At 39.9% G+C, this 23,643-nt stretch carries 20 protein-coding genes and 4 tRNA genes; 5 read left to right on the top strand and 19 right to left on the bottom strand.

Features of this window, described 5'->3' with window-relative positions; genetic code table 11:
* Positions 1-583 precede the first annotated feature (583 nt).
* The 4 genes from hemC to hemY are packed head-to-tail and all read left to right on the top strand — an operon-like array spanning position 584 to position 4,764.
* The gene (gene hemC / locus PMI_RS16580; RefSeq protein WP_012368705.1) at positions 584-1,525 is read left to right on the top strand and encodes a hydroxymethylbilane synthase; all 942 of its coding nucleotides are present in this window, start codon (positions 584-586) and stop codon (positions 1,523-1,525) included.
* On the top strand, positions 1,522-2,259 hold the full coding sequence (hemD, locus tag PMI_RS16575) for a uroporphyrinogen-III synthase (protein WP_004249661.1): 738 nt from the start codon (positions 1,522-1,524) through the stop codon (positions 2,257-2,259). The genes hemC and hemD overlap by 4 nt, the downstream gene beginning before the upstream one ends.
* Before the next feature lie 20 nt (positions 2,260-2,279).
* The gene (gene hemX, locus PMI_RS16570) at positions 2,280-3,530 is read left to right on the top strand and encodes a uroporphyrinogen-III C-methyltransferase (protein ID WP_004246333.1); all 1,251 of its coding nucleotides are present in this window, start codon (positions 2,280-2,282) and stop codon (positions 3,528-3,530) included.
* Between the two features lie 4 nt (positions 3,531-3,534).
* Entirely contained in the window at positions 3,535-4,764 is a 1,230-nt protein-coding gene (gene hemY / locus PMI_RS16565) for a protoheme IX biogenesis protein HemY (RefSeq protein ID WP_004246334.1), read from the top strand.
* Positions 4,765-4,826: 62 nt separating this feature from the next.
* On the opposite strand, the gene PMI_RS16560 is transcribed toward hemY, so the two are convergent.
* The 19 genes from PMI_RS16560 to trxA form a co-directional block, all read right to left on the bottom strand.
* Positions 4,827-5,144: a hypothetical protein gene (locus PMI_RS16560; protein ID WP_012368704.1), complete on the bottom strand. Its 318-nt coding sequence runs from the start codon at positions 5,142-5,144 to the stop codon at positions 4,827-4,829.
* A 964-nt stretch (positions 5,145-6,108) separates the two neighbouring features.
* Positions 6,109-6,185, bottom strand: a tRNA-Pro gene (locus PMI_RS16555).
* A 27-nt stretch (positions 6,186-6,212) separates the two neighbouring features.
* Positions 6,213-6,299 (bottom strand) — tRNA-Leu (locus tag PMI_RS16550).
* 22 nt (positions 6,300-6,321) lie between these two features.
* A tRNA-His gene (locus tag PMI_RS16545) sits at positions 6,322-6,397 on the bottom strand.
* Between the two features lie 63 nt (positions 6,398-6,460).
* Positions 6,461-6,537: transfer RNA gene (locus tag PMI_RS16540), tRNA-Arg, on the bottom strand.
* A 225-nt stretch (positions 6,538-6,762) separates the two neighbouring features.
* Positions 6,763-7,500, bottom strand: coding sequence for a lipopolysaccharide N-acetylmannosaminouronosyltransferase (wecG, locus tag PMI_RS16535; RefSeq protein WP_004246339.1), 738 nt, complete (start codon positions 7,498-7,500; stop codon positions 6,763-6,765).
* Positions 7,500-8,864, bottom strand: coding sequence for an ECA oligosaccharide polymerase (gene wzyE / locus PMI_RS16530; RefSeq protein WP_004246340.1), 1,365 nt, complete (start codon positions 8,862-8,864; stop codon positions 7,500-7,502). The genes wecG and wzyE overlap by 1 nt, the downstream gene beginning before the upstream one ends.
* Positions 8,861-9,946 (bottom strand): TDP-N-acetylfucosamine:lipid II N-acetylfucosaminyltransferase, encoded by a 1,086-nt coding sequence (locus PMI_RS16525; protein WP_004249664.1) that lies wholly within the window; start codon positions 9,944-9,946, stop codon positions 8,861-8,863. Before PMI_RS16525 ends, wzyE begins: the two co-directional genes overlap by 4 nt.
* Entirely contained in the window at positions 9,943-11,199 is a 1,257-nt protein-coding gene (wzxE, locus tag PMI_RS16520) for a lipid III flippase WzxE (protein ID WP_012368703.1), read from the bottom strand. Before wzxE ends, PMI_RS16525 begins: the two co-directional genes overlap by 4 nt.
* 1 nt (position 11,200) lies before the next feature.
* The gene (rffA, locus tag PMI_RS16515; RefSeq protein ID WP_004246343.1) at positions 11,201-12,331 is read right to left on the bottom strand and encodes a dTDP-4-amino-4,6-dideoxygalactose transaminase; all 1,131 of its coding nucleotides are present in this window, start codon (positions 12,329-12,331) and stop codon (positions 11,201-11,203) included.
* A 1-nt stretch (position 12,332) separates the two neighbouring features.
* Positions 12,333-13,046 (bottom strand): dTDP-4-amino-4,6-dideoxy-D-galactose acyltransferase, encoded by a 714-nt coding sequence (rffC, locus tag PMI_RS16510; protein WP_004249666.1) that lies wholly within the window; start codon positions 13,044-13,046, stop codon positions 12,333-12,335.
* Positions 13,024-13,905 carry a glucose-1-phosphate thymidylyltransferase RfbA gene (gene rfbA / locus PMI_RS16505; RefSeq protein WP_004249667.1) on the bottom strand — a complete coding sequence of 294 codons (882 nt, stop codon included), beginning with the start codon at positions 13,903-13,905 and terminating at the stop codon, positions 13,024-13,026. Before rfbA ends, rffC begins: the two co-directional genes overlap by 23 nt.
* An 18-nt stretch (positions 13,906-13,923) precedes the next feature.
* On the bottom strand, positions 13,924-14,997 hold the full coding sequence (gene rffG, locus PMI_RS16500) for a dTDP-glucose 4,6-dehydratase (RefSeq protein ID WP_012368702.1): 1,074 nt from the start codon (positions 14,995-14,997) through the stop codon (positions 13,924-13,926).
* A complete protein-coding gene (gene wecC / locus PMI_RS16495; RefSeq protein WP_004246348.1) occupies positions 14,988-16,250 on the bottom strand; it encodes a UDP-N-acetyl-D-mannosamine dehydrogenase in 1,263 nt (420 codons plus the stop codon). The genes rffG and wecC overlap by 10 nt, the downstream gene beginning before the upstream one ends.
* Complete coding sequence (gene wecB, locus PMI_RS16490) at positions 16,247-17,377, bottom strand: non-hydrolyzing UDP-N-acetylglucosamine 2-epimerase (protein ID WP_004246349.1); 1,131 nt, start codon at positions 17,375-17,377, stop codon at positions 16,247-16,249. The genes wecC and wecB overlap by 4 nt, the downstream gene beginning before the upstream one ends.
* Positions 17,378-17,506: 129 nt before the next feature.
* Positions 17,507-18,565, bottom strand: coding sequence for an ECA polysaccharide chain length modulation protein (wzzE, locus tag PMI_RS16485; protein WP_004249670.1), 1,059 nt, complete (start codon positions 18,563-18,565; stop codon positions 17,507-17,509).
* A 23-nt stretch (positions 18,566-18,588) separates the two neighbouring features.
* Positions 18,589-19,680 carry a UDP-N-acetylglucosamine--undecaprenyl-phosphate N-acetylglucosaminephosphotransferase gene (gene wecA, locus PMI_RS16480; RefSeq protein ID WP_004246352.1) on the bottom strand — a complete coding sequence of 364 codons (1,092 nt, stop codon included), beginning with the start codon at positions 19,678-19,680 and terminating at the stop codon, positions 18,589-18,591.
* 394 nt (positions 19,681-20,074) lie between these two features.
* A complete protein-coding gene (gene rho, locus PMI_RS16475; protein ID WP_004246354.1) occupies positions 20,075-21,334 on the bottom strand; it encodes a transcription termination factor Rho in 1,260 nt (419 codons plus the stop codon).
* A gap of 561 nt (positions 21,335-21,895) precedes the next feature.
* Positions 21,896-22,222, bottom strand: a complete 327-nt coding sequence (gene trxA / locus PMI_RS16470) for a thioredoxin TrxA (protein WP_004246355.1) — start codon at positions 22,220-22,222, stop codon at positions 21,896-21,898.
* A 119-nt stretch (positions 22,223-22,341) separates the two neighbouring features.
* Between trxA and rhlB the strand changes: the two genes are divergently transcribed.
* Positions 22,342-23,640 carry an ATP-dependent RNA helicase RhlB gene (gene rhlB, locus PMI_RS16465; RefSeq protein ID WP_004246356.1) on the top strand — a complete coding sequence of 433 codons (1,299 nt, stop codon included), beginning with the start codon at positions 22,342-22,344 and terminating at the stop codon, positions 23,638-23,640.
* Positions 23,641-23,643 lie beyond the last annotated feature (3 nt).

Below are 23,643 nucleotides of genomic sequence, written 5' to 3'. Positions count from 1 at the left end.
ATAACTATATATAGCATTGCTTTTTTCTATGAGTTATCTATAAAAATGAGTAAATAATAACAATATAAACAATAAAATTAATTAAAGACATATTCAAACTTCATCATTGTCTATTTAAATAAAATTTAAATTTTCATTATTTATTTAATTATTTTATTTCTTTTTTATTAATTAATATTTTTGTTAATTTTTTGGGTGGTTTTATATTATAGAAAAAATAGATAGAAAAGGGTCACCTTAAAATAATGGTTGTTTTATCAATGTGTTCAGAAAATTCTGTAAGTCTCTCCTTTCTCTCCTCTCACTATTGTTAAATAAATTAATTTAATGTTTAAATGTTGTAAATAACCACACTTTTTATATAGATATAAAACAGTAAAAAGATAAAAATAACGATTTTTACTATTTGTAATTCCCTTTTTTTATTTTTTACCTCACTAATATTGATTTAAAACCTCTTTATGTTTCATTGTTTCCTTACCACACCACGCCTTAACTGGAAAAATGAACCTTAAAGTGTTAAAACAAAGCCTTATTTATAAACAGAAATTATGCTAACTCGCTCGGAAGAGATAATAATATTATGTCAAAAAGTACCATCCGTATTGCTACACGCCAAAGCCCTCTTGCTATGTGGCAAGCGCTTTATGTTAAAGAACAACTACAAATCGCTCATCCGAGCTTAGTCGTTGAATTAGTACCGATGGTCACGAAAGGCGACATCATCTTAGATACCCCATTAGCGAAAGTGGGTGGTAAAGGGTTATTTGTCAAAGAGCTAGAACTAGCACTACTCAGCTCTCGTGCAGATATTGCCGTACATTCAATGAAAGATGTCCCCATTGATTTTCCTGAAGGTCTGGGATTGGTGACGATTTGTGAGCGAGAAGATCCCCGTGATGCCTTTGTCTCTAATCATTATGATTCATTAGAACAACTGCCAGCCGGAAGTGTCGTTGGTACCTCAAGCCTACGTCGCCAATGCCAATTAAAAGCACTGCGCCCCGATTTAATTATTCGTGATTTACGCGGTAATGTAGGAACCCGTTTAAGTAAACTCGATAATGGCGACTATGATGCTATTATTCTTGCTGTCGCGGGCTTAAAACGTCTTAAATTAACTGAGCGTATTCGTTCTTCTTTGTCTGCGGAACAATCTCTTCCTGCGGTAGGACAAGGTGCCGTTGGCATTGAGTGTCGCTTAGATGATCATGATACTCAAGCCTTATTAGCCGCCCTTAACCACGCAGATACTGCAACTTGTGTAAAAGCAGAACGCGCGATGAACACTCGCCTTGAGGGGGGTTGCCAAGTACCTATTGGTAGTTATGCTATTTGGCAAAACGGCAAAATTTGGCTACGAGCATTAGTTGGCTCCCCTGATGGTGAAACTATTTTACGTGGCGAACGCTTAGTATCACCTGAAGATGCAGAGCAAGCTGGTATTTCTCTTGCCGAAGAGCTACTAGATAAAGGAGCTAGAGAGATTTTAACCGCTGTATATCAAGGTAATACAGCGATATGAGTATTTTAATCACTCGTCCTAGCCCAGCAGGAGAACAACTTACGCAACGCTTAATTGATGCGGGAAAGCATGCTTTTCATGCACCTTTAATAGAAATAGCCGCGGGTAAAGAGCTTTCCATATTAGAAAACAAATTAAATAAGCTAAGTACGGGTGATTACCTTTTTTTACTTTCTAAAAATGCGGTGTGGTACGCAAACTGGCAACTAAATCAATTACAACAATCATGGCCAGATACGCTATTCTATTATGGAATAGGTCAAAGCACCGCTGAAGAGTTTCAGCAATTAACAGGACATTCTATACGTTATCCAGAATTTGGAGAAACCAGTGAAGACCTACTGGCCTTGTCTTCACTTCAACAAATAGAAAACAAGCGAGTACTACTACTAAGAGGCAATGGTGGTCGCGAACTACTTGCCACAACATTACGTCAACGCGGTGCAATTGTTGATGAATGTGAATGTTATCAGCGTCTATTTATTGATTATGTATCTGAAGAGTTTGCGCTAAAGTGGAAAAATGCCCAAGTGGATACCTTTGTGGTCACCAGTGGCGAAATGTTGCAACAACTCTTTTATCTAGTCGCTGGATCTGAAAAAGCATGGCTGTTAAACAGTCATTTAGTGGTGGTCAGTAAACGATTAGCAACAATAGCTAGCACATTAGGCTTTAAAAAAATAACCGTTGCTGAAAGTGCCAATAATGATGCTTTATTTCATGCATTAATATAGAACTTAAATGAGACGCCGATATGACGGAACAGAAAAATACGAATGAAAATGACTTGCAGAATGGTACATCAAAGGCTGATGACGATATCCGCTATCAAGAAGTAAAACCTGTAAACAATAAGCGTTCAGGTTTGATAGGGAGTGCCGTTGCGATCCTCGTTATTCTGGCAATCGGTGGTGGTCTTTATTATTACACCACTCAACAAGCGACTAAACTAAGTACAGAAAACCAATCGCTAAAATCACAATTGGCACAATTACAACAATTGCAAGATACTTATCAACAACGTTTTGACAATATTGACAGTCAGTTTAACTCACAAAAACTCACTATTGATAAACTGCAAAATGAACGCCAAGTTACTGAGCGTCAAATCCAAAATTTACAAACGCAATTTGCGGCTATCTCAAGTGCAGATGTAAAGAGCTGGCTATTAGCACAAGCTGATTTTATGGTAAAAATGGCGGGCCGCAAATTATGGAATGACCAAGATGTCGTCACAGCGGTAAGTTTATTAAAAGGCGCTGATAGTAGCTTAGCAGAAATGAATGACCCAAGCTTATTGGCCATTCGCCGCGCCATTAATGAAGATATTGGCAACTTAGCCGCGCTGAGCAAAATTGATAATGATGGTACTATTTTACAATTAAATCAGTTAGCTAATCAGGTTGATAACCTACGCTTATCTGGATTTGAGCGTGATGGCTCACCGATGGATAAAAATGATGAAGCCATTTCAGGCTCGCTTTCTGACTGGAAGCAAAACCTCAGTAAAAGCTGGAAAAGCTTTATGGATGACTTTATTACTATCCGTCGTCGAGACAGTACCGCTATTCCACTATTAGCTCCAAACCAAGATATTTATCTGCGAGAAAATATCCGCTCTCGTTTATTAATTGCATCTCAAGCGGTGCCTCGCCATCAAACAGAGATTTATCAACAATCATTAGAAGCGGTATCTACTTGGGTACGCGCCTATTTTGATACCACCGATCCGAATACAACGGCTTTCTTAGACAGTATTAATGAGCTTGAAAAGCAGCCTATTACTCTTGCAATGCCAACAGAATTAAAAAGCCTCTCTCTGTTAGAAAAACGAGTAGAAAAGCAGATCCGTAATTTGCTGACCCAAAACGAGACATCACAGCCAGAAGCGGTTGAAGCCAAAGATGCCGAAGCTACACAAGCCCCTTATGCGGTTGATGCAGCACAAGATAGTGCAACATCAGGAACAACGACATCAACAACCGTAGCACCACAAGGAGAATAAATTTATGTTCAAGATCTTACTCCTGTTTGTGGTATTGATTGCAGGGATAATCTTCGGCCCTGTATTAGCGGGTCATCAAGGTTATGTCTTTATACAAACCGATAATTGGGATATTGAAACTAGCGTTACCAGTCTTGTGATCATGTTTGTCCTACTGCAACTGATATTGCTCTTGCTTGGCTGGTGTTATCGTCGTTTTATTGGTACAGGCTCTAAAGCCTATAGTTGGTTCTCTTTGCGCAAACGCAGCCGAGCACGTAAACAAACACGGTTAGCATTAATGAAACTTGCGGAAGGTGATTTCAAACAAGTAGAAAAGCTGATGAGCCGCAATGCCGATTATGCGGAACAACCTGTAGTAAACTATTTACTAGCAGCAGAAGCAGCACAACAACGGGGTGATGAGTTTAGAGTACAGCAACATCTGGAGCGAGCTTCTGAGCTTGCTGATACCAATCAGTTACCCGTTGATATTACCCGAGTGCGCATTTTACTGGCACAAAATGAAAACCATGCTGCTCGTACTGGGGTTGATGAATTACTCAATCAAGTGCCTCGTCATCCGGAAGTATTACGCTTAGCAGAAACTGCGTATATACGTACAGAAGCTTGGCAAGCACTACTTGATATCATCCCTTCAATGCAGAAAATAGCCCTACATACAGATGATGAATTAGAGCAATTACGTCAACAAGCCTATATTGGGCTGATGGGACAGAAGATGTCCGAAAATGGTTGTGATGGACTGAAAAATTGGTGGAAGGCACAGCCTCGTAAGATCCAACATGATAATGGACTACGATTTGTATTAGCAGAACACCTTATTGAGTGCAACGATCCGCAAACTGCGCAGACGATCATTTTAGATGGGATCAAACGTCACTATGATGAACGCCTGATCTTATTGTTACCGCGCTTAAAAAACAGCGATCCAGACTCAATATTAAAAGTGCTTAACTCACTAATTAAACAACATGGTCCGACACCATTACTCAATAGCACCGTCGGTCAAATTGCCATGCAACAAGGGCAATGGGCACAAGCAGAAACAGCATTTCGCAATGCATTAAAACAGCGTCCAGATGTTCATGATTTTGCGTGGTTGGCTGATGTGCTAGATAAACAGAATAAATCAGTTGAGTCAGCCAAAGTACGCAAAGATGCGCTATTAATGACGTTAAAAAAAGACTCTGTTATTTTTGACGAGCCTAAAACAAATAAAGCACTGCAATAAATACATCATTTCATTTATTGACCAAAACCCTCAAACACAAAATTGAGGGTTTTTTATTACTTTTAAAAAGCGTGTTGAACCAGTAGTACTACTTCAAGACACAAAATTAAAAATAAATAGACCCAAGCGATACGATAAAAACGATAAGGTATCCCTTTGTTATTTTCATGTTGAAATGACAAATAATATTTTCTTGCTTGGTAAAACACCACGATATAAATCAGTGCGATCCCCTGACACAGAAAAGCGACATACTTCGCCCATGATTTTCCACCGATAATCAGCATGATCAGCGGGATCAAAAAAAACAATAATGGGCCAAACTTATCTATCAAAAAGAGCCTTTCTTGCGCAAGATACGCTTTTTGGTTATTTATCATCGTGATGCTACCCCCTATTTACCCTTGCGCTGGATAATAGCGTGATAGTGTTATCAATTCAAAAGGGATGAGATAAAAAACAGACAAAAAAACACCCGTATTAAAAAATACAGGTGCATAAAATATACAATCAGGTCTACAGACGGATGGTGCCTCACTCAACGTTTCGTCCTGTTGGTGATGAATGGTGTTTCATCGATAACGTGGACGTAGGCACCGATAATCGGCTCTGCATCATTCCTAGGTTTATGAAGTCATATGCTGTCATAAGGAGTGGAATGAGCATCTACAGAATAAGTAATGCATTTAGCGTGCCAACTTGTATTTTCCGCCAATAAAAAATTAATTCCCAAACAGCATAAAACTAACTAATTGAATTTTTTAGGCGCCTTCGCCTGTATGGCGTATTTAAAATATAAAAGATCAGAGAGCGTATTTTTATCAGGCTATTGTTAAATAAAAAAGAAAAAATAAATTTGCCAACTCGTCTCTGTTTCACGACAGTTAAGCGAACACCAGTATATAATATATAAAAATCATTGAGTTATATGTCACCTTTTAGCGACATCAAATTTGCCATGTGTTGTTTTTTACCGACAATAAAAAATATTTCATTTAAATTCATACGGTTACATAAATTATTTAACTTTCTCATGATGCTCTTTTTATGTAGTATAAAATCAGGCGGTAATACAAATTATTAATAATCTTTAACTAATATACTTACACTGCCCTGTAAACAAATAGCCTAATGATCTCCCTTTTTAAACTAAAAGAGCCAACAACCTGCTTTAATCATGAATCATAGATAAACGGTCTATTGTGCTTAGGACAGTAGCAAAAGGACAAAAGAGAAAGGACAAAAGGAAGATACAACAATATAAATGAAATAAGACAATATTGCTGTCAATAGCTTGATAATAAATGCAAAAAAGCCTCGATATATATCGAGGCTTTTTCTTATTGGTCGGCGAGAGAGGATTCGAACCTCCGACCCACTGGTCCCAAACCAGTTGCGCTACCAGGCTGCGCTACTCGCCGTCTGAATGACTGCTCTTATCTTGTTTATGGTGCGAAGGGGGGGACTTGAACCCCCACGTCCGTTAGGACACTAACACCTGAAGCTAGCGCGTCTACCAATTCCGCCACCCTCGCATAAACAAAAACTAAGATAAGATGGGGTGGCTAATGGGACTCGAACCCACGACAACTGGAATCACAATCCAGGGCTCTACCAACTGAGCTATAGCCACCATAACAGCTATCTTACTACTTCTACAACAACGCTCTTCACCGTAACTCTTAGCACGCTTTAATGGCGCGCCCGACAGGATTCGAACCTGAGACCTCTGCCTCCGGAGGGCAGCGCTCTATCCAGCTGAGCTACGGGCGCTTCACGCCGTTGCGGGAGAGGATAGTACGGATTTACGCACTGTCTGTCTAGTGCTTTTTGAAAAAAAAAGTTTGTTTGACGATAGTTTGTGCATTTCGTCGATAAATGGAGCGTTTTTACCCACTCAACGCCCCATTAGTATAATAATCAAACAATCAAGATACCAGTAAAGATTGCGATTTTTGCTATTTAACACTTATTGCCGACAAAAAATACTCACGCAACTTACAATTTATTGGAATAGTAATAACCAACAAATTTTAATAACTTAAATTGGCGCTTGATCCGGCTAGGTTGTGACAGTAAACGATATAACCACTCTAGGCCTAAATTTTGCCACGCTTTTGGCGCACGCTTAACATGTCCTGTAAAAACATCGTAAGTGCCACCTACGCCCATATATAACGCGTCTGGGTGTACTTGCCGACAAGCACGAATAAATAGCTCTTGCTTAGGTGAGCCCATGGCAATGGTCACAATCTTTGCCCCAGAAGCTTTGATACGTTCAAAAAGTGCATCTCTATCTTGTGGCGTAAAGTAACCATCTTGGCTACCGACAATATTCACATTCCATTGTGCCTTTAATTTACTTTCCGTCTGCGCCAATACCTGAGGTTTGCCACCAACCAAAAAGACCGGTGTGCCTTCTTTCCCGGCACGCTCCATTAAAGCTTCCCATAAATCGGCTCCCGCAATACGAGACACTTGTGCATCAGGATATTTACGTCGAATGCCGCGAACAACACTAATGCCATCGGCGTACAAATAATCCGCTTCATCTAATAACTGATTTAGGCCTTTATCTGTTTCTGCGGTTAAGATTTTTTCTGCATTAATCGCAATTAAAGAGCCACTTTTAATTTGCGCACCTTGATAAAGATAATCCAAAAAATGCGCCATATCTTTAAATCCCCAGATATTGTGCCCACGGATGGAATACTTCGGAATTGAATTTGTATCCATTACTTTTCCTTTTGTTCTAAACGAGGTTTATTGCGCACTTGATTAATAACATAGTGACGAACTAATCCTGCACTTTCAAATAACCAATACAGGAGTTTGGCTGCAATTAAACAGGCACCAAATACTAAACAGAAAAAGACCACGCGAGACACAAACGAATCAACGCCCTCACGCGCTAAAACAATCATGTTAAAAATAGCACCAAAGCAAAATGCTTGAAGAATGGCAGATTTGTAGCGATTGTGTTCATTTAAACCCTGCTGATAGAGCCAATCAAACCACTTAATAATAAGCCCAACAACCACCGCGCCTAAGGGGATAAATACAACGCCCCCCATCACCACCAAGGAGCCAATTAACGTTGGTGAAATGGCAAGTCCTGCATGATAATTAAGCACTTCCCAAGTAAAATAGTTTGCTGAATTTAGTACGACATCTGGTCTTTGTGGCCAAACCCATGAAGGGATAAACACATAAAAATCGCGAATAATAGGTGCGAGTCCTTGAAACTCGATTTTGTCGTAATTATTCAACAATAATGCAAGATTTTCCCAAGGAGAGAAGGTATCGCGAGTCAGATATAAAAAGGTATAAAAAGCTTCGGCACCACTGACATCAAGCCCGTAACGTTTTAGTGCTAACCAAAACATACCGACAATGCTCATCACACCTGCAGCAATTAACATCCATAAGGTTATCCAACCACGTACGATGCCAATAAATAAAAATAGTGCAAACGCAATAATGATATTTGCGCGTGTTCCCCCGACGATAACATAGGTCAAAATGCCAAAGCCGACCGTCGCACAAAGGAAAAAAAGCCAACGTTGTTGTGTGGGCTTTAAGAAATAGACCACCAGCATTGCAGGAATAAAAAAATAGAAAAAGCGTTTTAGCGCCACACCTGATACTTGGCTTGAAAAAATTTGGCTATATGTTTTCAACTTAAAGAGTAAGAAGCCATTTTGTAAGAAAAATATGCCCACAGTGACGATAGCAATTAACGCTAACAGTATCCAAGTTAGGTTGGTCTCTACCCGATTCATCGTAAATAACGGCCTAGAAGGCTCGCTAGAGGCTTTTCTTAATCTTACCTTATAAGTGACATAATAAATCGCATAAAAGCTAGTAGCGGCTAATAGAGCGTGTAATAAGGCATCGACAGGAACAACTGCCACATCAAACTGAAAGACTAATAAACAAGTTAATGGAAAGCCAAAATAGAATGTCAGCAAATAAAGCATGGAAAAGAAGACATTAAAATTAAAGCGTACCCGACGAAACTCTTGGTAGGTCAGTAATAAAATAAACCCCAACGAGATAAAGTAGACAAGGGTTAATCCCCCCAATTGCGCCAATGTCATTGGGTGTCTCCTGTGCTCATCTCAATCAATTGCTTCCAACCTTGGATAAAATTAGGTGCAAAGAAGGTAATATTCTTCCTATCCAGTAGCAATAATTGACGTTGCGCTTCTTCAATTAACGCCACATCAAGTTTATCACCAGAGAAGAAAACGGGAACACTTTGCTCTGTTAAGTCTTGCCAAAATGGATTTTGACGGCTAATCACAAAAGGGATCCCAAATTGGATCAACAGGCATAACGTACCAATACCCTGCTGACGTTGGAAAATAAAATAACCTAAATCACAGGTTTTTAAGAGTGCGAGATAATCATCAAAGGCAAGATTATGTCGTAATATCTCAACGTGTTCTGTTGGAAATAAGTTTGTCGCTGCATCAGATACTTGCTGAATATAATCCTCGTTATTAGCGGGATATCCCATAGGAATGATCACTTTTGCTTTATGACCAAATTGTTCAGCAATCGCATTTAAAGCATCGATATGGCGGTTAGATTTATCGCCTGAGTTACCTAATACAATAGTAATATGCTGAGGATCAACGGCCTTCTTTTCTGTAAGCGTCAACGCCGGATCCATTCTTGTTGGGAAATAGAGCAAATTCGCGGGGATATTAACATTTGATTGAGCAAAATAATTTAGATCACCCCGTGTACCAAACACACGTCCAACCCGTTTTTGCGCAAGTTTACGCAATAGATAAAACAGTCTAAATTTTAATTGCTTAGCATCCTGATAAAGATCAGCACCCCAAATATGCCACCAGAATTGATGACGTTTAATTTTGCCCATCAATAAAGCAAGCCAAATAGGCGCATTAAATTGCCCCAGAAATAGAAAACGTTGTTTTCTATCTGCTTTAGCTAATGCTACCACTCTCTGCGCGACTTGTTTTTTATCCGCTAAACACTCAATCTCTAAATGAGGATAAAGTGATGATAACGAGTTATCTTTACTGGCAACGATAAAACGAGGTTTATACGTTAATGCCGCCTCAGTCACGAGGTGGTCGTTAAAAAAGCGTAACATTGTGTTGTTATGATGCACAATGTCTGAACCTAGTACGTAAATCAAAGTTGTCATTTGCGCCTGCAATAAATCACGAAAACAGAACTACAGAGAAGGAAGTAAATAATATAGGTTGCCATATAGGCTTGAGCTGCACCTAAAGCACCATGTTCAGGAATAAGCCAGCGTGAAAAAAGCGTTAATAAGGCAAATTGGCTCACTTCTGTCAGAATATAAAAACGCAAAGCAGCCTTTGCAATCACCAGATAGCCAAAAACATAAGCCCCTACTTTCAACACATCACCAACCAGTTGCCAAGCAAATAACTCTCGCATAGCGATAAATTTTTCAGAAAATAGCAACCAAATGGCAAAATCTCGCAATAACCAAACCATAAAACTAGCCACTGCCACCGCTGGCAAGACGAATTTCAGTGACTTGGTTATCTCTTTGGCTATCTCACTTTTTTGCGTTAATCGTGAAAGTGTGGGTAATAAGTAAACAGAAAATGATGCTGTAATAAATTGTAGATAAGCATCCGATATACTGCTAACCCCTTGCCAAATGCCAACATCATCCCAGCTATAATGTTCTGCTAACAAGTTACGCATCATGATATAAGCGACGGGTAAAGTGATAGAAGTCAGTAGCGCCATAATGGTAAATTTACCAAGATGACTAGCGATAGCCTTATCCCAACTTGGTTTTAATTCACTGAGAGCAAAACGCTTACGTTTTATTAAGATAACCATCGCTGGCAATAAAATCAGTGCAGGTACTAAAGCTAAGCCAATTAATGCACCATGATAACCGGCAATGAGATAACAGAGATAATAGGCAATAACACCAATTAAACTTCCCGCAATAATCGCTAAAGCGTTTCCAGATGCATCTCGATAACCTTTTAATATCGCCAGAAAATAGTTGGCATAGGCAATACCCATCTGAATAAAGGCAACCATTCTGACAATATCTAGATATTGCAGATAGTCATCACCAAATAAAACGCGACTAATTGGTGTGGTAAAAATAAGAAATAAAATGGCAAGTAGTGTAGAAAACAGCAATATCATTGATGATGATGTACCCAACACATTTTTGCGTTGTATTGCATCATCTTGATATTGCGCAATCAATTTTGTTACACCATTAAAAATACCCGCCCCTGACAGTACACCAAGAACGGTAATTAATTGGCGGAAGTTACCCGCAAGTCCCACTCCGGAGGGACCAAAGGAGACCGCCAATAACTTTACGACCAACAGGCCAGCCCCGATTTTTATCAAGGTTGACCCAGCTGTCCAAATTGAAGCTTTAGCTAACGACATATCAAGCAAAGAAATGACGAATATGATGAATAACGGTTTGCTGCTCTTCTTCAGTCATGTTGTAGAACATCGGTAAGCGCACCAAGCGTTCACTCTCTTGTGTAGTGAAAATATCTTTACCATCAAAACGACCAAACTTCATTCCGGCAGGACTCGTATGCAGTGATACATAGTGGAATACCGTTAAGACGCCCTGTGCTTTCATATACTCATTAAAAGCCGTACGCTGCTCTATATCATTAAGTTTAATATAGAACATATGGGCATTATGCTCTAAACCGTCTGGTACAACAGGCAATGTTAACAAACCTTGTTCGGCTAACGGCGTTAATGCATCGTAATAGATTTGCCAGAATGCTAAACGACGTTCATTAATTTTATCGGCTTGTTCGAGTTGCGCCCAAAGATAAGCGGCTTGCAAATCAGACAGCAAATAGCTAGAGCCAATATCACGCCAAGTGTATTTATCAACTTGCCCACGGAAAAATTGACTACGATTGGTGCCTTTTTCACGGATCACTTCCGCACGATTAATTAAAGCCGGATCGTTAATCAGTGTTGCCCCACCTTCACCACCTGATGAATAGTTTTTCGTCTCATGAAAGCTATAGCAACCAATATGACCGATAGTTCCTAAGGCTTTACCTTTATAAGTCGACATTACCCCTTGCGCAGCATCTTCAACGACAAACAGGTTATGCTTTTTGGCGATCGCCATAATGGTATCCATTTCACAGGCAACACCTGCGTAATGAACGGGCACTATCGCACGCGTTTTCTCCGTAATCGCCGCTTCAATTTTTGTTTCATCAAGGTTCATGGTGTCTGGACGAATATCGACAAACACAATAGTTGCACCACGTAAAACAAAGGCGTTCGAAGTCGAAACAAAAGTGAAACTCGGCATAATCACTTCATCGCCGGGTTTGATATCCAGAAGGATAGCCGCCATTTCTAACGATGCTGTACAAGAAGGTGTTAACAGCGTCTTATGACAATGAAATTGTTCTTCTAACCACTTTTCACATTTTTTTGTGAAGTTGCCATCACCACAGAGCTTGCCACTTTCCATCGCCTGTTTCATATACTCTAATTCTGTGCCAACAACGGGTGGTTTATTAAACGGAATCATATTATCCCCTGTATAACCAATAAGTAGTGCTATCAATTAAAGCACCGCTTTGTGTATATAAACGCGAAGCTGCAATATTGCTAATTTGTGTTGCAACATAGAGGGTTGATAGACCTTGCTGTTGACACCAATACTTCGCCACCGACATCAGTTGCTTACCAATGCCTTGTCCTGTTCTATTGGGCATTACAGCAAGTAATCCCACTCTTGCTTCACTCTCAGAAATCCGACGTAATGTTACAAACCCTGTAACCTTATTTTCGCGATCCATCGTCAATAAACAGCTATCATCGAAAGTGCCTAAAACCGCTTTTTTTACCCATAATGCATAAAAACGGCTGCTATCACCTTCTTGATACCATGGCGCTCGAAAGCGACTTTGTACAAAAGCCGCAGAAGCCGTTGTCATTAATAATGGGATATCAGTTTCATTGGCAGTGCGAAAATGTATTTCAGCAATATTTTCACAAGCATTTTCTGTGCCAATTGGCAATTTGAAATCTATTTCACCTTCAGCGAATTGAAATCCTAATTGCGTTAAGTTATCAATCAGTAGAAGATCATAGGAAGCAACTTTGGCATGAACAACCGTAAATTGCTCAAGCCTATCTTGTGTTAAAACAGGCGCTTGAGCACTAAACTCAAGACGGCCTGTATTGAGGGAGAAAAAATCGCTCTCCCACTCAAGATAATTAATATTGGCGAGGACGGACATGTAATAAATCCAATAGATAGCGGCCATAACCTGTTTTGGCGAGTGATTTTGCGCTTTCTCTGACTTGTTCGTCAGTTAACCAACCATTACGCCAAGCGATCTCTTCCAGACACGCCACTTTAAAACCTTGACGTTTTTCAACGGTTTGTACAAAAGTACTGGCTTCAATTAAACTATCGTGAGTCCCCGTATCTAACCAAGCAAAACCGCGTCCCAATAGCTCCACATTAAGCTCACCACACTCAAGGTACATCTGATTAATCGAGGTTATCTCAAGCTCACCACGAACAGAAGGTTTCACCTTTTTCGCAAAATCAACCACGCGGTTATCATAGAAATAAAGCCCAGTGACCGCCCAATTCGATTTAGGCTGTTGAGGTTTTTCTTCTATTGACAGCACTTTGAAATCATCATCAAATTCAACAACACCGAAGCGCTCCGGATCCATCACTTGATAACCAAATACTGTTGCGCCCCGCTGACGTTGAGCAACTTGTTTTAGTTTGGGGCTAAACCCTTGACCAAAATAGATATTATCGCCTAAGACTAAACAACAGTGCTCATCACCAATAAACTCATCCCCTAAAATAAAGGCTTGAGCTAAGCCATCAGGAGATGGCTGAACTTTATATTGCAGATGGACACCAAATGCAGAGCCATCACCCAATAAACGTTGAAATGAAGTGAGATCATCAGGAGTGGTGATAATCAAAATATCACGAATTCCCGCTAACATAAGTACTGAGAGCGGATAATAGATCATGGGTTTATCATAGATAGGTAACAGCTGTTTCGATACCCCTTTCGTTATCGGATGTAAGCGTGTACCAGAGCCACCCGCTAAAATAATACCTTTCATCATTTATCCTTCACGTAATCAATCACCCAGTCCTAAACGCTCTCCTGCATAAGAGCCATCTAGTACTCGTTGCCACCAAGTTTGGTTATTTAAATACCACAATACAGTCTTACGAATACCTGACTCAAAGGTCTCTTGTGGTTTCCAACCTAACTCTGCTGCAATTTTAGCGGCATCAATAGCATAGCGTAGATCGTGACCCGGTCTGTCTTTTACATGGGTAATTAAATCAACATATTTCGCCACACCAGCAGGTTTATTAGGATGCAACTCTTCGAGCAATTCACAAATAGTTGTCACTACATCAATATTACGGCGTTCATTATGACCACCAATATTATATGTTTTACCCGGTTGAGCCGTTGTTGCCACTAAATACAATGCACGGGCATGATCTTCAACATAGAGCCAATCGCGAATTTGTTCACCTTTGCCATAAACAGGCAGTGGTTTTCCTGAAATTGCATTCAAAATAATCAGCGGGATTAATTTCTCAGGAAAATGATAAGGGCCATAGTTATTTGAACAATTGGTGATCAATGTTGGCAAGCCATAGGTACGCAACCATGCTCGTACAAGGTGGTCACTGGATGCTTTAGAAGCTGAATAAGGGCTACTTGGTGCATAAGGTGTCGTTTCAGTAAAGAAATCATCCGTTCCTTCTAAATCGCCATACACTTCATCAGTTGAAATATGGTGGAAACGAAATGCCGCTTTTTTATCTTCAGGTAATACTGACCAGAAATGACGTGCAGCTTCTAATAAGGTGTAAGTACCAACAATATTAGTTTCAATAAACGCTGCAGGCCCATCAATAGAGCGGTCAACATGGCTTTCCGCGGCTAAATGCATCACGATATCTGGTTGATATTGCGCAAATAGACTATCAAGTGCAGCGCGATCGCAAATATCAACCTGTTCAAACGCGTAACGTTCACTGTTCGCCACAGGGGCAAGTGACTCTAAATTTCCCGCATAAGTCAGTTTATCTACCACGACGACACTGTCATTGGTGTTATCAATAATATGTCTAACAACCGCGGAGCCGATAAAACCGGCGCCGCCTGTGACTAAAATACGTCTCAACGCCATACTCCTTTTGTATCGACAATCCATTTTTGGGTAACTTGGCTACCAGGTATCGCTTTAAACTGTTGATGGTCGACTAACATTAAAACAATATCCGCCTCTTTTAATGCCTGCTCTGTAGAGACTAATTCAGTGATACCTTTTAATTTAGTCGGTAATTCATGAATATTTGGCTCCACAGCAAATGTTTTCCCACTATGCCAGTTAGCAACTTGTTGGGTGATATTCATTGCTGGACTTTCACGTAAATCGTCAATATTAGGTTTAAAGGCTAAACCAAAGCAGGCAATTTTGATCTCGTTAGCACGTTTACCGGTTTCAGTTAAACAATCCGCCACAGCGGCTTTAACTTGGTCGATAACCCATACAGGTTTGCCATCATTGACCAAACGGGCAGTATGAATTAAGCGTGATTGTTTAGGATTTTGAGACACGATAAACCAAGGATCAACGGCAATACAGTGTCCACCGACACCAGGACCCGGCTGTAAAATATTCACGCGAGGATGACGATTAGCCAAACTAATTAGCTCCCACACATTAATATCTTGGTCAGCACAAATCAGGGATAACTCATTAGCAAATGCAATATTCACGTCACGGAAGCTATTTTCTGTTAGCTTACACATCTCTGCAGTACGGGCATTAGTGATAACACATTCACCTTCAAGGAAAATTTTGTATAACTCGCTGGCACGCTCTGATGATTTACGGTTCATGCCCCCCACAACACGGTCATTGCGGATAAGTTCAACCATCACTTGTCCTGGCAATACACGCTCAGGGCAATAAGCGATATCAATATCGGCATTTTCACCTTGTTGATGTGGGAAAGTTAAATCCTCACGAGCCTGCGCAAGCCACTGTGACATTTGTTCTGTTGTTCCAACGGGTGAGGTTGATTCTAAAATAATCAAATCACCTTTCTTAAGTACAGGTGCTATTGAACGCGCAGCGGCTTCAACATAAGCCAGATCGGGTTCATGTTCGCCTTTAAAGGGGGTTGGAACTGCAATAAGGTAAGCGTCTGCGGGTTGTGGTGTGGTATAGGCTTTTAAATGCCCTTCTTCAACGGCTTGTTTTACCACTTTATCCAGATCAGGTTCAACGATGTGAATTTGACCTTTATTAATGGTATCAACAGCGTGTTGGTTAACATCCACACCAATAACACTTTTTTTACGAGAGGCAAAAGCTGCCGCTGTTGGTAATCCAATGTAGCCGAGGCCGATAACAGAAATAGTTTCAAAACTCATAATGTCACCTGATTATTTTTCAATGCTTCAAGAATACGTTGGCAGGCATGACCATCACCATAAGGATTTGTTGCTTTACTCATTTGGTGATATGCGTTTTCGTCTGTCAATAAAGAGGTTACTTCGCTAACAATACGTTTAGTATCTGTACCCACTAAACGCACAGAACCCGCTTCAACTGCTTCAGGGCGCTCTGTTGTATCGCGCATAACAAGAACAGGTTTACCTAATGAAGGCGCCTCTTCTTGAATACCACCTGAATCAGTTAAAATAAGGTAAGCGTGGTTCATTAAATAAACAAAAGGCAGGTAATCTTGCGGTTGAATTAATTTAATATTATTAATTCCATGCAGAATACGCTTTACGGGTTCACTTACATTAGGATTCAAGTGAACAGGATAGACAACTTCAACATCGGGGTGAGCCAATGCAATCTCTGCTAATGCTTGGCAAATGCGCTCAAAACCACCCCCAAAGCTTTCTCTGCGATGTCCCGTAACTAAGATCATCTTTCTTTCTGGCTGAATAAAGGGATATTGCACAGCAAGTTCATCGAGCAGGGTTTGATTTCCCATCACTCGCTCGCTAACCCAAAATAGCGCATCAATAACGGTATTGCCGGTAACAAAAATATTTTTATCCGCAACCGCTTCTCGCACCAGATTTAACTTTGCAGTTTCAGTGGGAGCAAAATGGTACATCGCCAAATGGCCGGCAATTGTCCGATTCGCTTCTTCTGGCCAAGGAGAATAGAGATTACCGGTACGTAATCCCGCTTCAACATGACCGACGGGGATTTGTTGATAAAAAGCAGCAAGGCTTGCCGCCATAGTGGTGGTTGTATCACCATGTACTAACACAACATCAGGTTGAAATGACGCTAGAACAGGTTTTAAACCTTCTAAAATGCGACAGGTTATATCTGTTAAATCTTGTCCTGGTTTCATAATATTGAGATCATAATCTGGTTTGATCTCGAAAAGATTTAATACCTGATCAAGCATTTCTCGATGTTGGGCCGTAACACAAACTTTCGCCTCAAACGAATCATCATTTGCTAAAGCGTGCACTAAAGGTGCCATTTTGATCGCTTCAGGGCGTGTGCCAAAAACAGTCAACACTTTCACAGTGGCTCTCTTTTTTCTTTGTTATATTGCTTATTTTTGGGAAAGCAATATGCCCTTATTCTCAGGGGCATCAGGTGAAAATACACCTGATGTCTCGTTATTATTAAAATGATAAAAAGGTAATAATGATTATTTTTTTAATGAACTACGTCTGACTAATGCCACACCCGCGCCCACTAAAACACCAATAGCACCCCAAAGCACCATCATAAAGGCACGGCGAGGACTATCTCGTTTCACAGGATCTTCAGGTGTACGTAAGAAACGGTAAGTTTGGAAGTTATCTTGTAATTTAGCACCTACCGCGAGGGTGGATAACATTGCCGTATTTTGATCATAATCACTATCAAAATCTGGTCCTGTTGCCATTAATGTTTCTAACTGTGATTGCAATAAAGGCACGCCGAGTAGAAACAGCTTCGAATCCGGTAATTCATCTATCGCAATCGAGGTCTGTTTTTGAGAAATACCTTGTTTCTCAGCAACTTTAATCGATTGTTTGAGTAAATTAATTTGTCGTTGATAAGCAGCTTGAGCGGCCATTTCTTGGCGTTTCACTAAGGCTTTCATCGATTGTGTTCGAGTTGCCCATGCGGCAATCACTTCTTCATTTAGATGCTCTGCCGCACGTTTATTCGCAAAAGCGATATATTCATTGAGCAGTTGACTCGAATCGTTGGCCGTTTCAGCAATGAGTTTCAATTGATCATTAACCAATTTCTTCTCATCAGCCGGTGTAAATTGAATATTATTGATGAGCTCATCTAATAATGCCGCGTCTGCTTGCGCATCATTTTCTTTACGTTGTTTGTAATAATCCGTTTGCAGCCAAAACTCACGTCGTGTATCAAAAGCTGAAATCTGTGTTACAAACTCTTGATAAGCTTCATCAGGGATACTTAACTGAGAAACAGTTACAGACGGATTAATTTGCGTATCAAGATTACGTAAGAACTGAGACTGAGAATAATAACTACCTAAATTATTCACAGTAGGTCTCTCTGTCATCGCAATAGCGCTCCATTTAGGTTGCATCAAGTAAGATGCCCCTAATGCAATCAGCGCAAAAAGCAGCGCGAACCCTATTATCCAGCGTTTTCCTGACCATAGTGCACAACAAAGACCTCGAATATCGAGTTCATTATCGGGTGAAAACCCCTGTCGGGAGACGTTATTTTCCGAGTTCATCACGTTAAAAGACCTCTGCTTATTTAATGCTTAAGTTGTGTCGCTTTACGTAGGCGACGTTTATATCGTTTAATAAAACGAGCGACTCGCCACGCGCGTTTAATGCAATAACCGTACATAACAAAAGCAAGCAAAAACAATGCCAACATTACCCATTCTGGTACAAAAGATAAGTTTTCACCAATAATACCAATAGCGGCCAACACCGCGGCTGCAAGCGTGATCAAAACAAAAGCTTGGCGAGGGGTAAAACCTGCTCGCATAATTAAATGGTGGATATGTTGACGGTCTGGTGAAAAAGGACTCATTCCTTTACGTAAACGGCGGTACATAATTGCCACCATATCCATAAGAGGAATAGCAATGATCCATAATGCAGTAACCGCATTGATTGGATGAGGATCAACTTGAGTAGAGGAAATTAATAGCCAAATAATAGTAAAGCCTATTAGCGTACTTCCCGCATCGCCCATAAAGACTTTAAATTTTTTACCACAAACACCAAGGTTTAACATGATATAAGGTAAAATCGCGGCAATAAATGAGAAGCACCAAAACGCAAGTGCAGAGCTTCCACTTTGGTAAAGTAAAATACCCAGCGCACCAAACGAAACGCAAGAAAGACCGCCTAATAAACCATCAATACCATCCACCATATTAAAGGCATTGATTGCAGCCCAAACAGCAAATAGCGTGACGATATAACCAAAAGGCCCTAAATGCATATCCCAAGGCCCAAAAGCATGACCAAGTGATTCAAGTTTTAAACCACCGAATACCATCATAGCAATACCCACTAACGCTTGGATAGTTGCCCTGATTTTGACACTGATATCATAACGATCATCAAGCGCACCGATAAAAACAAGTATCCCCGCACAAATCAAATACAGCTCTTTGTGAGGAATGTAGATATCTGAAACATAAAAAGCGAAAACAATACCAAAATAGACTGAAATCCCACCTACAAGGGGGATCAACCCATGATGTCGTTTACGATAGTTAGGTTTATCTACGAGTCCAATCTTCTTTGCCACCTTACGAGCTACAAATAGGAAAGCGAAAGAAAATAGGAACACGTAAAAAACATTTGTGCTCATTTTTAGTATATCCACAGTACTGTTCTCTATAATAAATATAGCTGGTTATTTACCCATCCATGTGTTTTTTATTCTTTCTCCAGCTTGTACCACGACGAGTTTACTCAGTAACCCACCACCCTTTATCAATAATAAATTTTCCTTAACTATTTTTATTGATGTTATCGCTATTTTTATTAAAACTATAAATATGCAATATACATACCAAATTATCATTTTGCGATGATAATAAAAGACCTAAGTCCAATGTAAAAAAAACGCCACTGACTTGTGGCGTTTTTATCATATCGTTAATTACACAAAGTAAATGAGTTTAACAACCTCTAAATTGGTGTGATATCACTTATTTTTCTATCATCAACACAATTTTTTCTTTTTTTGTTGTCTCTCTCAATTTTGTAATAACACTTTATGAGCGTTTCATAAAGTCGAAGAATTCTTCATTTGTTTTTGTCATCGCTAATTTATTAATGAGGAATTCCATTGCATCAATCTCACCCATTGGATGGATAATTTTACGCAGGATCCACATTTTTTGTAACTCATCTTGCGATGTCAGTAATTCTTCTTTACGTGTTCCTGAACGGTTGTAATCAATTGCTGGGAATACTCGTTTTTCTGCAATCTTACGCGACAGGTGTAATTCCATATTACCTGTACCTTTAAACTCTTCGTAGATAACTTCATCCATCTTAGAGCCAGTATCAACCAATGCAGTCGCAATAATGGTTAAACTACCACCTTCTTCTACATTACGAGCAGCCCCGAAGAAACGTTTTGGACGATGTAGCGCGTTCGCATCCACACCACCGGTTAATACTTTTCCTGAAGAAGGTACTACGGTGTTATAAGCACGGGCTAAACGAGTAATAGAGTCTAATAAAATGATAACGTCTTTTTTATGTTCTACTAAACGCTTGGCTTTCTCAATAACCATTTCCGCTACTTGCACATGACGAGATGCTGGCTCATCAAAGGTAGAGGCAATAACTTCACCTTTAACTAAACGTTGCATCTCTGTGACTTCTTCAGGACGTTCATCAATAAGAAGTACCATTAATACGCAATCAGGATAGTTATGAGCAATGTTGGCCGCAATATTTTGTAGCAACATTGTTTTACCCGCTTTTGGTGGGGCAACGATTAAACCACGTTGTCCACGACCAATAGGTGCAGCCAAGTCGAGTACACGGGCAGTTAAATCTTCGGTAGAACCATTACCACGTTCCATACGTAAGCGGTTATTAGCATGTAATGGTGTTAAGTTTTCAAAGAGGATTTTACTGCGGGCGTTTTCTGGTTTGTCAAAGTTAACTTCATTCACTTTAAGGAGGGCAAAATAGCGTTCACCTTCTTTAGGTGGGCGAATTTTCCCTGCTATGGTATCACCAGTGCGAAGGTTAAAACGACGGATTTGACTTGGAGAAACATAGATATCATCTGGGCCAGCAAGGTAGGAACTGTCTGAGGAACGTAGGAAGCCAAAGCCATCCTGTAGTATTTCCAGCACTCCATCACCGAAAATATCTTCTCCACTTTTGGCATGTTGCTTCAAGATAGAGAAAATGATGTCTTGTTTTCTCATTCGAGCTAGGTTCTCTAGCCCCATATTTTCGCCAAGTGCTATCAGTTCTGATACCGGCGTATTTTTTAATTCGGTAAGATTCATAATGGTGGGTTCTTAATAACTCGGGGTAACTCTCGAACTATGAACGTGAATAGTATAACAGCGAATCGCTGTCAGTTTCGTCATGTGTAAAATTACAGATTACTACTTTATAACATCAGTATAAACATCGTGATAATGTTAGAAAGCATGTTAATGCTATATAGACCAGTCACAACACTGTCCCCAGAAAGTGACATCCATTGCCGTAACAAGATGATTGTACTTTCAGTTATGGGTTAGGAACATATATAGAAAAATTATATTCCTTGAATACTATAGATTATTCTAAGACAACCGGACTGGTTAGATGAATTCAGATTACTTATAGTTTATTCAAATACAATATTCAAATAGTTTATATCAAAGCTCTAACAATCTGAACCTGATATTTAATATCTCAGACTTATTAACCATGTCATATCATATGACCAATAAAATCCGCTATATTATGTAAGTAAGTGGCGCTAACTTATCATGCTTCGAAGCGGACGTCTAGCGGTCAGTAACAGAAATACCAACAAGATCTAAACGTCCTTCGTTATTTTGGTGCTTTAAATCAAATTAGATGTTTTCGTCTAAGAACTCTTTTAATTGAGTTTTTGACAATGCACCAACTTTAGTCGCAGCAACTGCACCATTTTTGAATAAAATCAGTGTAGGGATACCACGAATACCGTATTTTGGTGCTGTCGCAGGGTTTTCATCGATATTTAGCTTCGCAACTGTTAATTTACCCGCGTATTCTGTTGCAACTTCATCTAGAATAGGAGCAATCATTTTACATGGGCCGCACCATTCAGCCCAGAAATCAACGAGCACGGGGCCGGTTGCTTGTAATACATCAACATCGAATGTGTTGTCAGATAAGTGAAGGATTTTATCGCTCATTGTTCTACTCCAAAGAATAATATTGACCGTACCAGTGTAACATTAAATAACAAAAGACTATCAGCATTTCAGCGGATATCCTTTTGTAATGCAACCTATAACTGATATTCTATTACATTATGAGCAAAACATATTTGACAGAAAAGAAGTTTTCCGACTTCGCCTTGCATCCAAAAGTGATAGAAGCCCTTGAGAAAAAAGGGTTCTCTAATTGTACACAAATTCAGGCATTGACGTTACCTATCACTGTGAAAGGTCATGACATTGCTGGGCAAGCCCAAACAGGAACAGGAAAAACGTTGGCGTTTTTAACCTCGACGTTTCATTATCTTTTAACTCACCCTGCAAAAGAAGGGCATGAAAAGAATCAACCTCGTGCACTGATTATGGCGCCAACGCGCGAATTAGCTGTGCAAATTTATACAGATGCACAACCTTTAGCACAAAGCACTGGTGTTAAAATGGGTCTAGCCTATGGTGGAGATGGCTATGACGAACAACTTAAAGTATTAAATAACGGTGTAGATATCGTTATCGGTACCACGGGTCGTTTAATTGACTATGTAAAACAAGGTCACATTAATCTTAACGCTATTCAAGTTGTCGTACTTGATGAAGCAGACAGAATGTACGATCTGGGCTTTATTAAAGATATTCGCTGGTTATTCCGTCGCATGCCAAATGCCGCAGAGCGTATGAATATGCTCTTTTCCGCCACACTCTCATATCGTGTCAGAGAGTTAGCTTTCGAGCAGATGAATAACCCTGAATATGTAGAAGTTGAACCTGAACAAAAAACTGGGTTTAGCATAAAAGAAGAGCTGTTCTATCCTTCTAATGAAGAAAAAATGCGTCTTCTGCAAACCTTAATTGAAGAAGAGTGGCCAGAGCGCTGTATTATTTTTGCTAACACCAAACATCGTTGTGATGATATTTGGGCGCATCTTGCCGCAGATGGACACCGCGTAGGTCTATTAACAGGTGACGTGCCACAGAAAAAACGTCTGCGTATCCTAGAAGATTTTACCCAAGGTAATATTGATATTCTTGTGGCAACCGATGTTGCAGCTCGTGGTCTTCATATACCTTCTGTAACACATGTCTTTAACTATGATTTACCTGATGACTGTGAAGATTATGTACACCGTATAGGTAGAACTGGACGTGCGGGTAAAAGTGGTAACTCAATTAGCTTAGCCTGTGAAGAATACGCGTTGAATTTACCGGCGATTGAGACCTATATTCAACATGCTATTCCTGTTAGTAAATATAACAGTGATGCATTATTAACTGATTTACCTGAGCCAAAACGTCGTCATCGTCCTCGTCAAGGTCAGCCTCGTCGTAATAATTCGGCACCTCGTAGAGGAAATAATACTCAACGTAATAACCGTAATAAACGCCCGAGTCACTCATAAATT

Source organism: Proteus mirabilis HI4320, assembly GCF_000069965.1.
GTDB lineage: Bacteria > Pseudomonadota > Gammaproteobacteria > Enterobacterales > Enterobacteriaceae > Proteus > Proteus mirabilis.
The sequence above is the reverse complement of the archived record's forward strand: the minus strand, read 5'-3'. Positions and strand labels throughout refer to the sequence as shown.

Coding starts and splice junctions, on each gene's coding strand:
- hemC (WP_012368705.1), top strand. CDS start 584: ATGTCAAAAAGTACCATCCGTATTGCTACACGCCAAAGCCCTCTTGCT.
- hemD (WP_004249661.1), top strand. CDS start 1,522: ATGAGTATTTTAATCACTCGTCCTAGCCCAGCAGGAGAACAACTTACG.
- hemX (WP_004246333.1), top strand. CDS start 2,280: ATGACGGAACAGAAAAATACGAATGAAAATGACTTGCAGAATGGTACA.
- hemY (WP_004246334.1), top strand. CDS start 3,535: ATGTTCAAGATCTTACTCCTGTTTGTGGTATTGATTGCAGGGATAATC.
- PMI_RS16560 (WP_012368704.1), bottom strand. CDS start 5,144: ATGATAAATAACCAAAAAGCGTATCTTGCGCAAGAAAGGCTCTTTTTG.
- wecG (WP_004246339.1), bottom strand. CDS start 7,500: ATGGATACAAATTCAATTCCGAAGTATTCCATCCGTGGGCACAATATC.
- wzyE (WP_004246340.1), bottom strand. CDS start 8,864: ATGACATTGGCGCAATTGGGGGGATTAACCCTTGTCTACTTTATCTCG.
- PMI_RS16525 (WP_004249664.1), bottom strand. CDS start 9,946: ATGACAACTTTGATTTACGTACTAGGTTCAGACATTGTGCATCATAAC.
- wzxE (WP_012368703.1), bottom strand. CDS start 11,199: ATGTCGTTAGCTAAAGCTTCAATTTGGACAGCTGGGTCAACCTTGATA.
- rffA (WP_004246343.1), bottom strand. CDS start 12,331: ATGATTCCGTTTAATAAACCACCCGTTGTTGGCACAGAATTAGAGTAT.
- rffC (WP_004249666.1), bottom strand. CDS start 13,046: ATGTCCGTCCTCGCCAATATTAATTATCTTGAGTGGGAGAGCGATTTT.
- rfbA (WP_004249667.1), bottom strand. CDS start 13,905: ATGAAAGGTATTATTTTAGCGGGTGGCTCTGGTACACGCTTACATCCG.
- rffG (WP_012368702.1), bottom strand. CDS start 14,997: ATGGCGTTGAGACGTATTTTAGTCACAGGCGGCGCCGGTTTTATCGGC.
- wecC (WP_004246348.1), bottom strand. CDS start 16,250: ATGAGTTTTGAAACTATTTCTGTTATCGGCCTCGGCTACATTGGATTA.
- wzzE (WP_004249670.1), bottom strand. CDS start 18,565: ATGAACTCGGAAAATAACGTCTCCCGACAGGGGTTTTCACCCGATAAT.
- rho (WP_004246354.1), bottom strand. CDS start 21,334: ATGAATCTTACCGAATTAAAAAATACGCCGGTATCAGAACTGATAGCA.
- trxA (WP_004246355.1), bottom strand. CDS start 22,222: ATGAGCGATAAAATCCTTCACTTATCTGACAACACATTCGATGTTGAT.
- rhlB (WP_004246356.1), top strand. CDS start 22,342: ATGAGCAAAACATATTTGACAGAAAAGAAGTTTTCCGACTTCGCCTTG.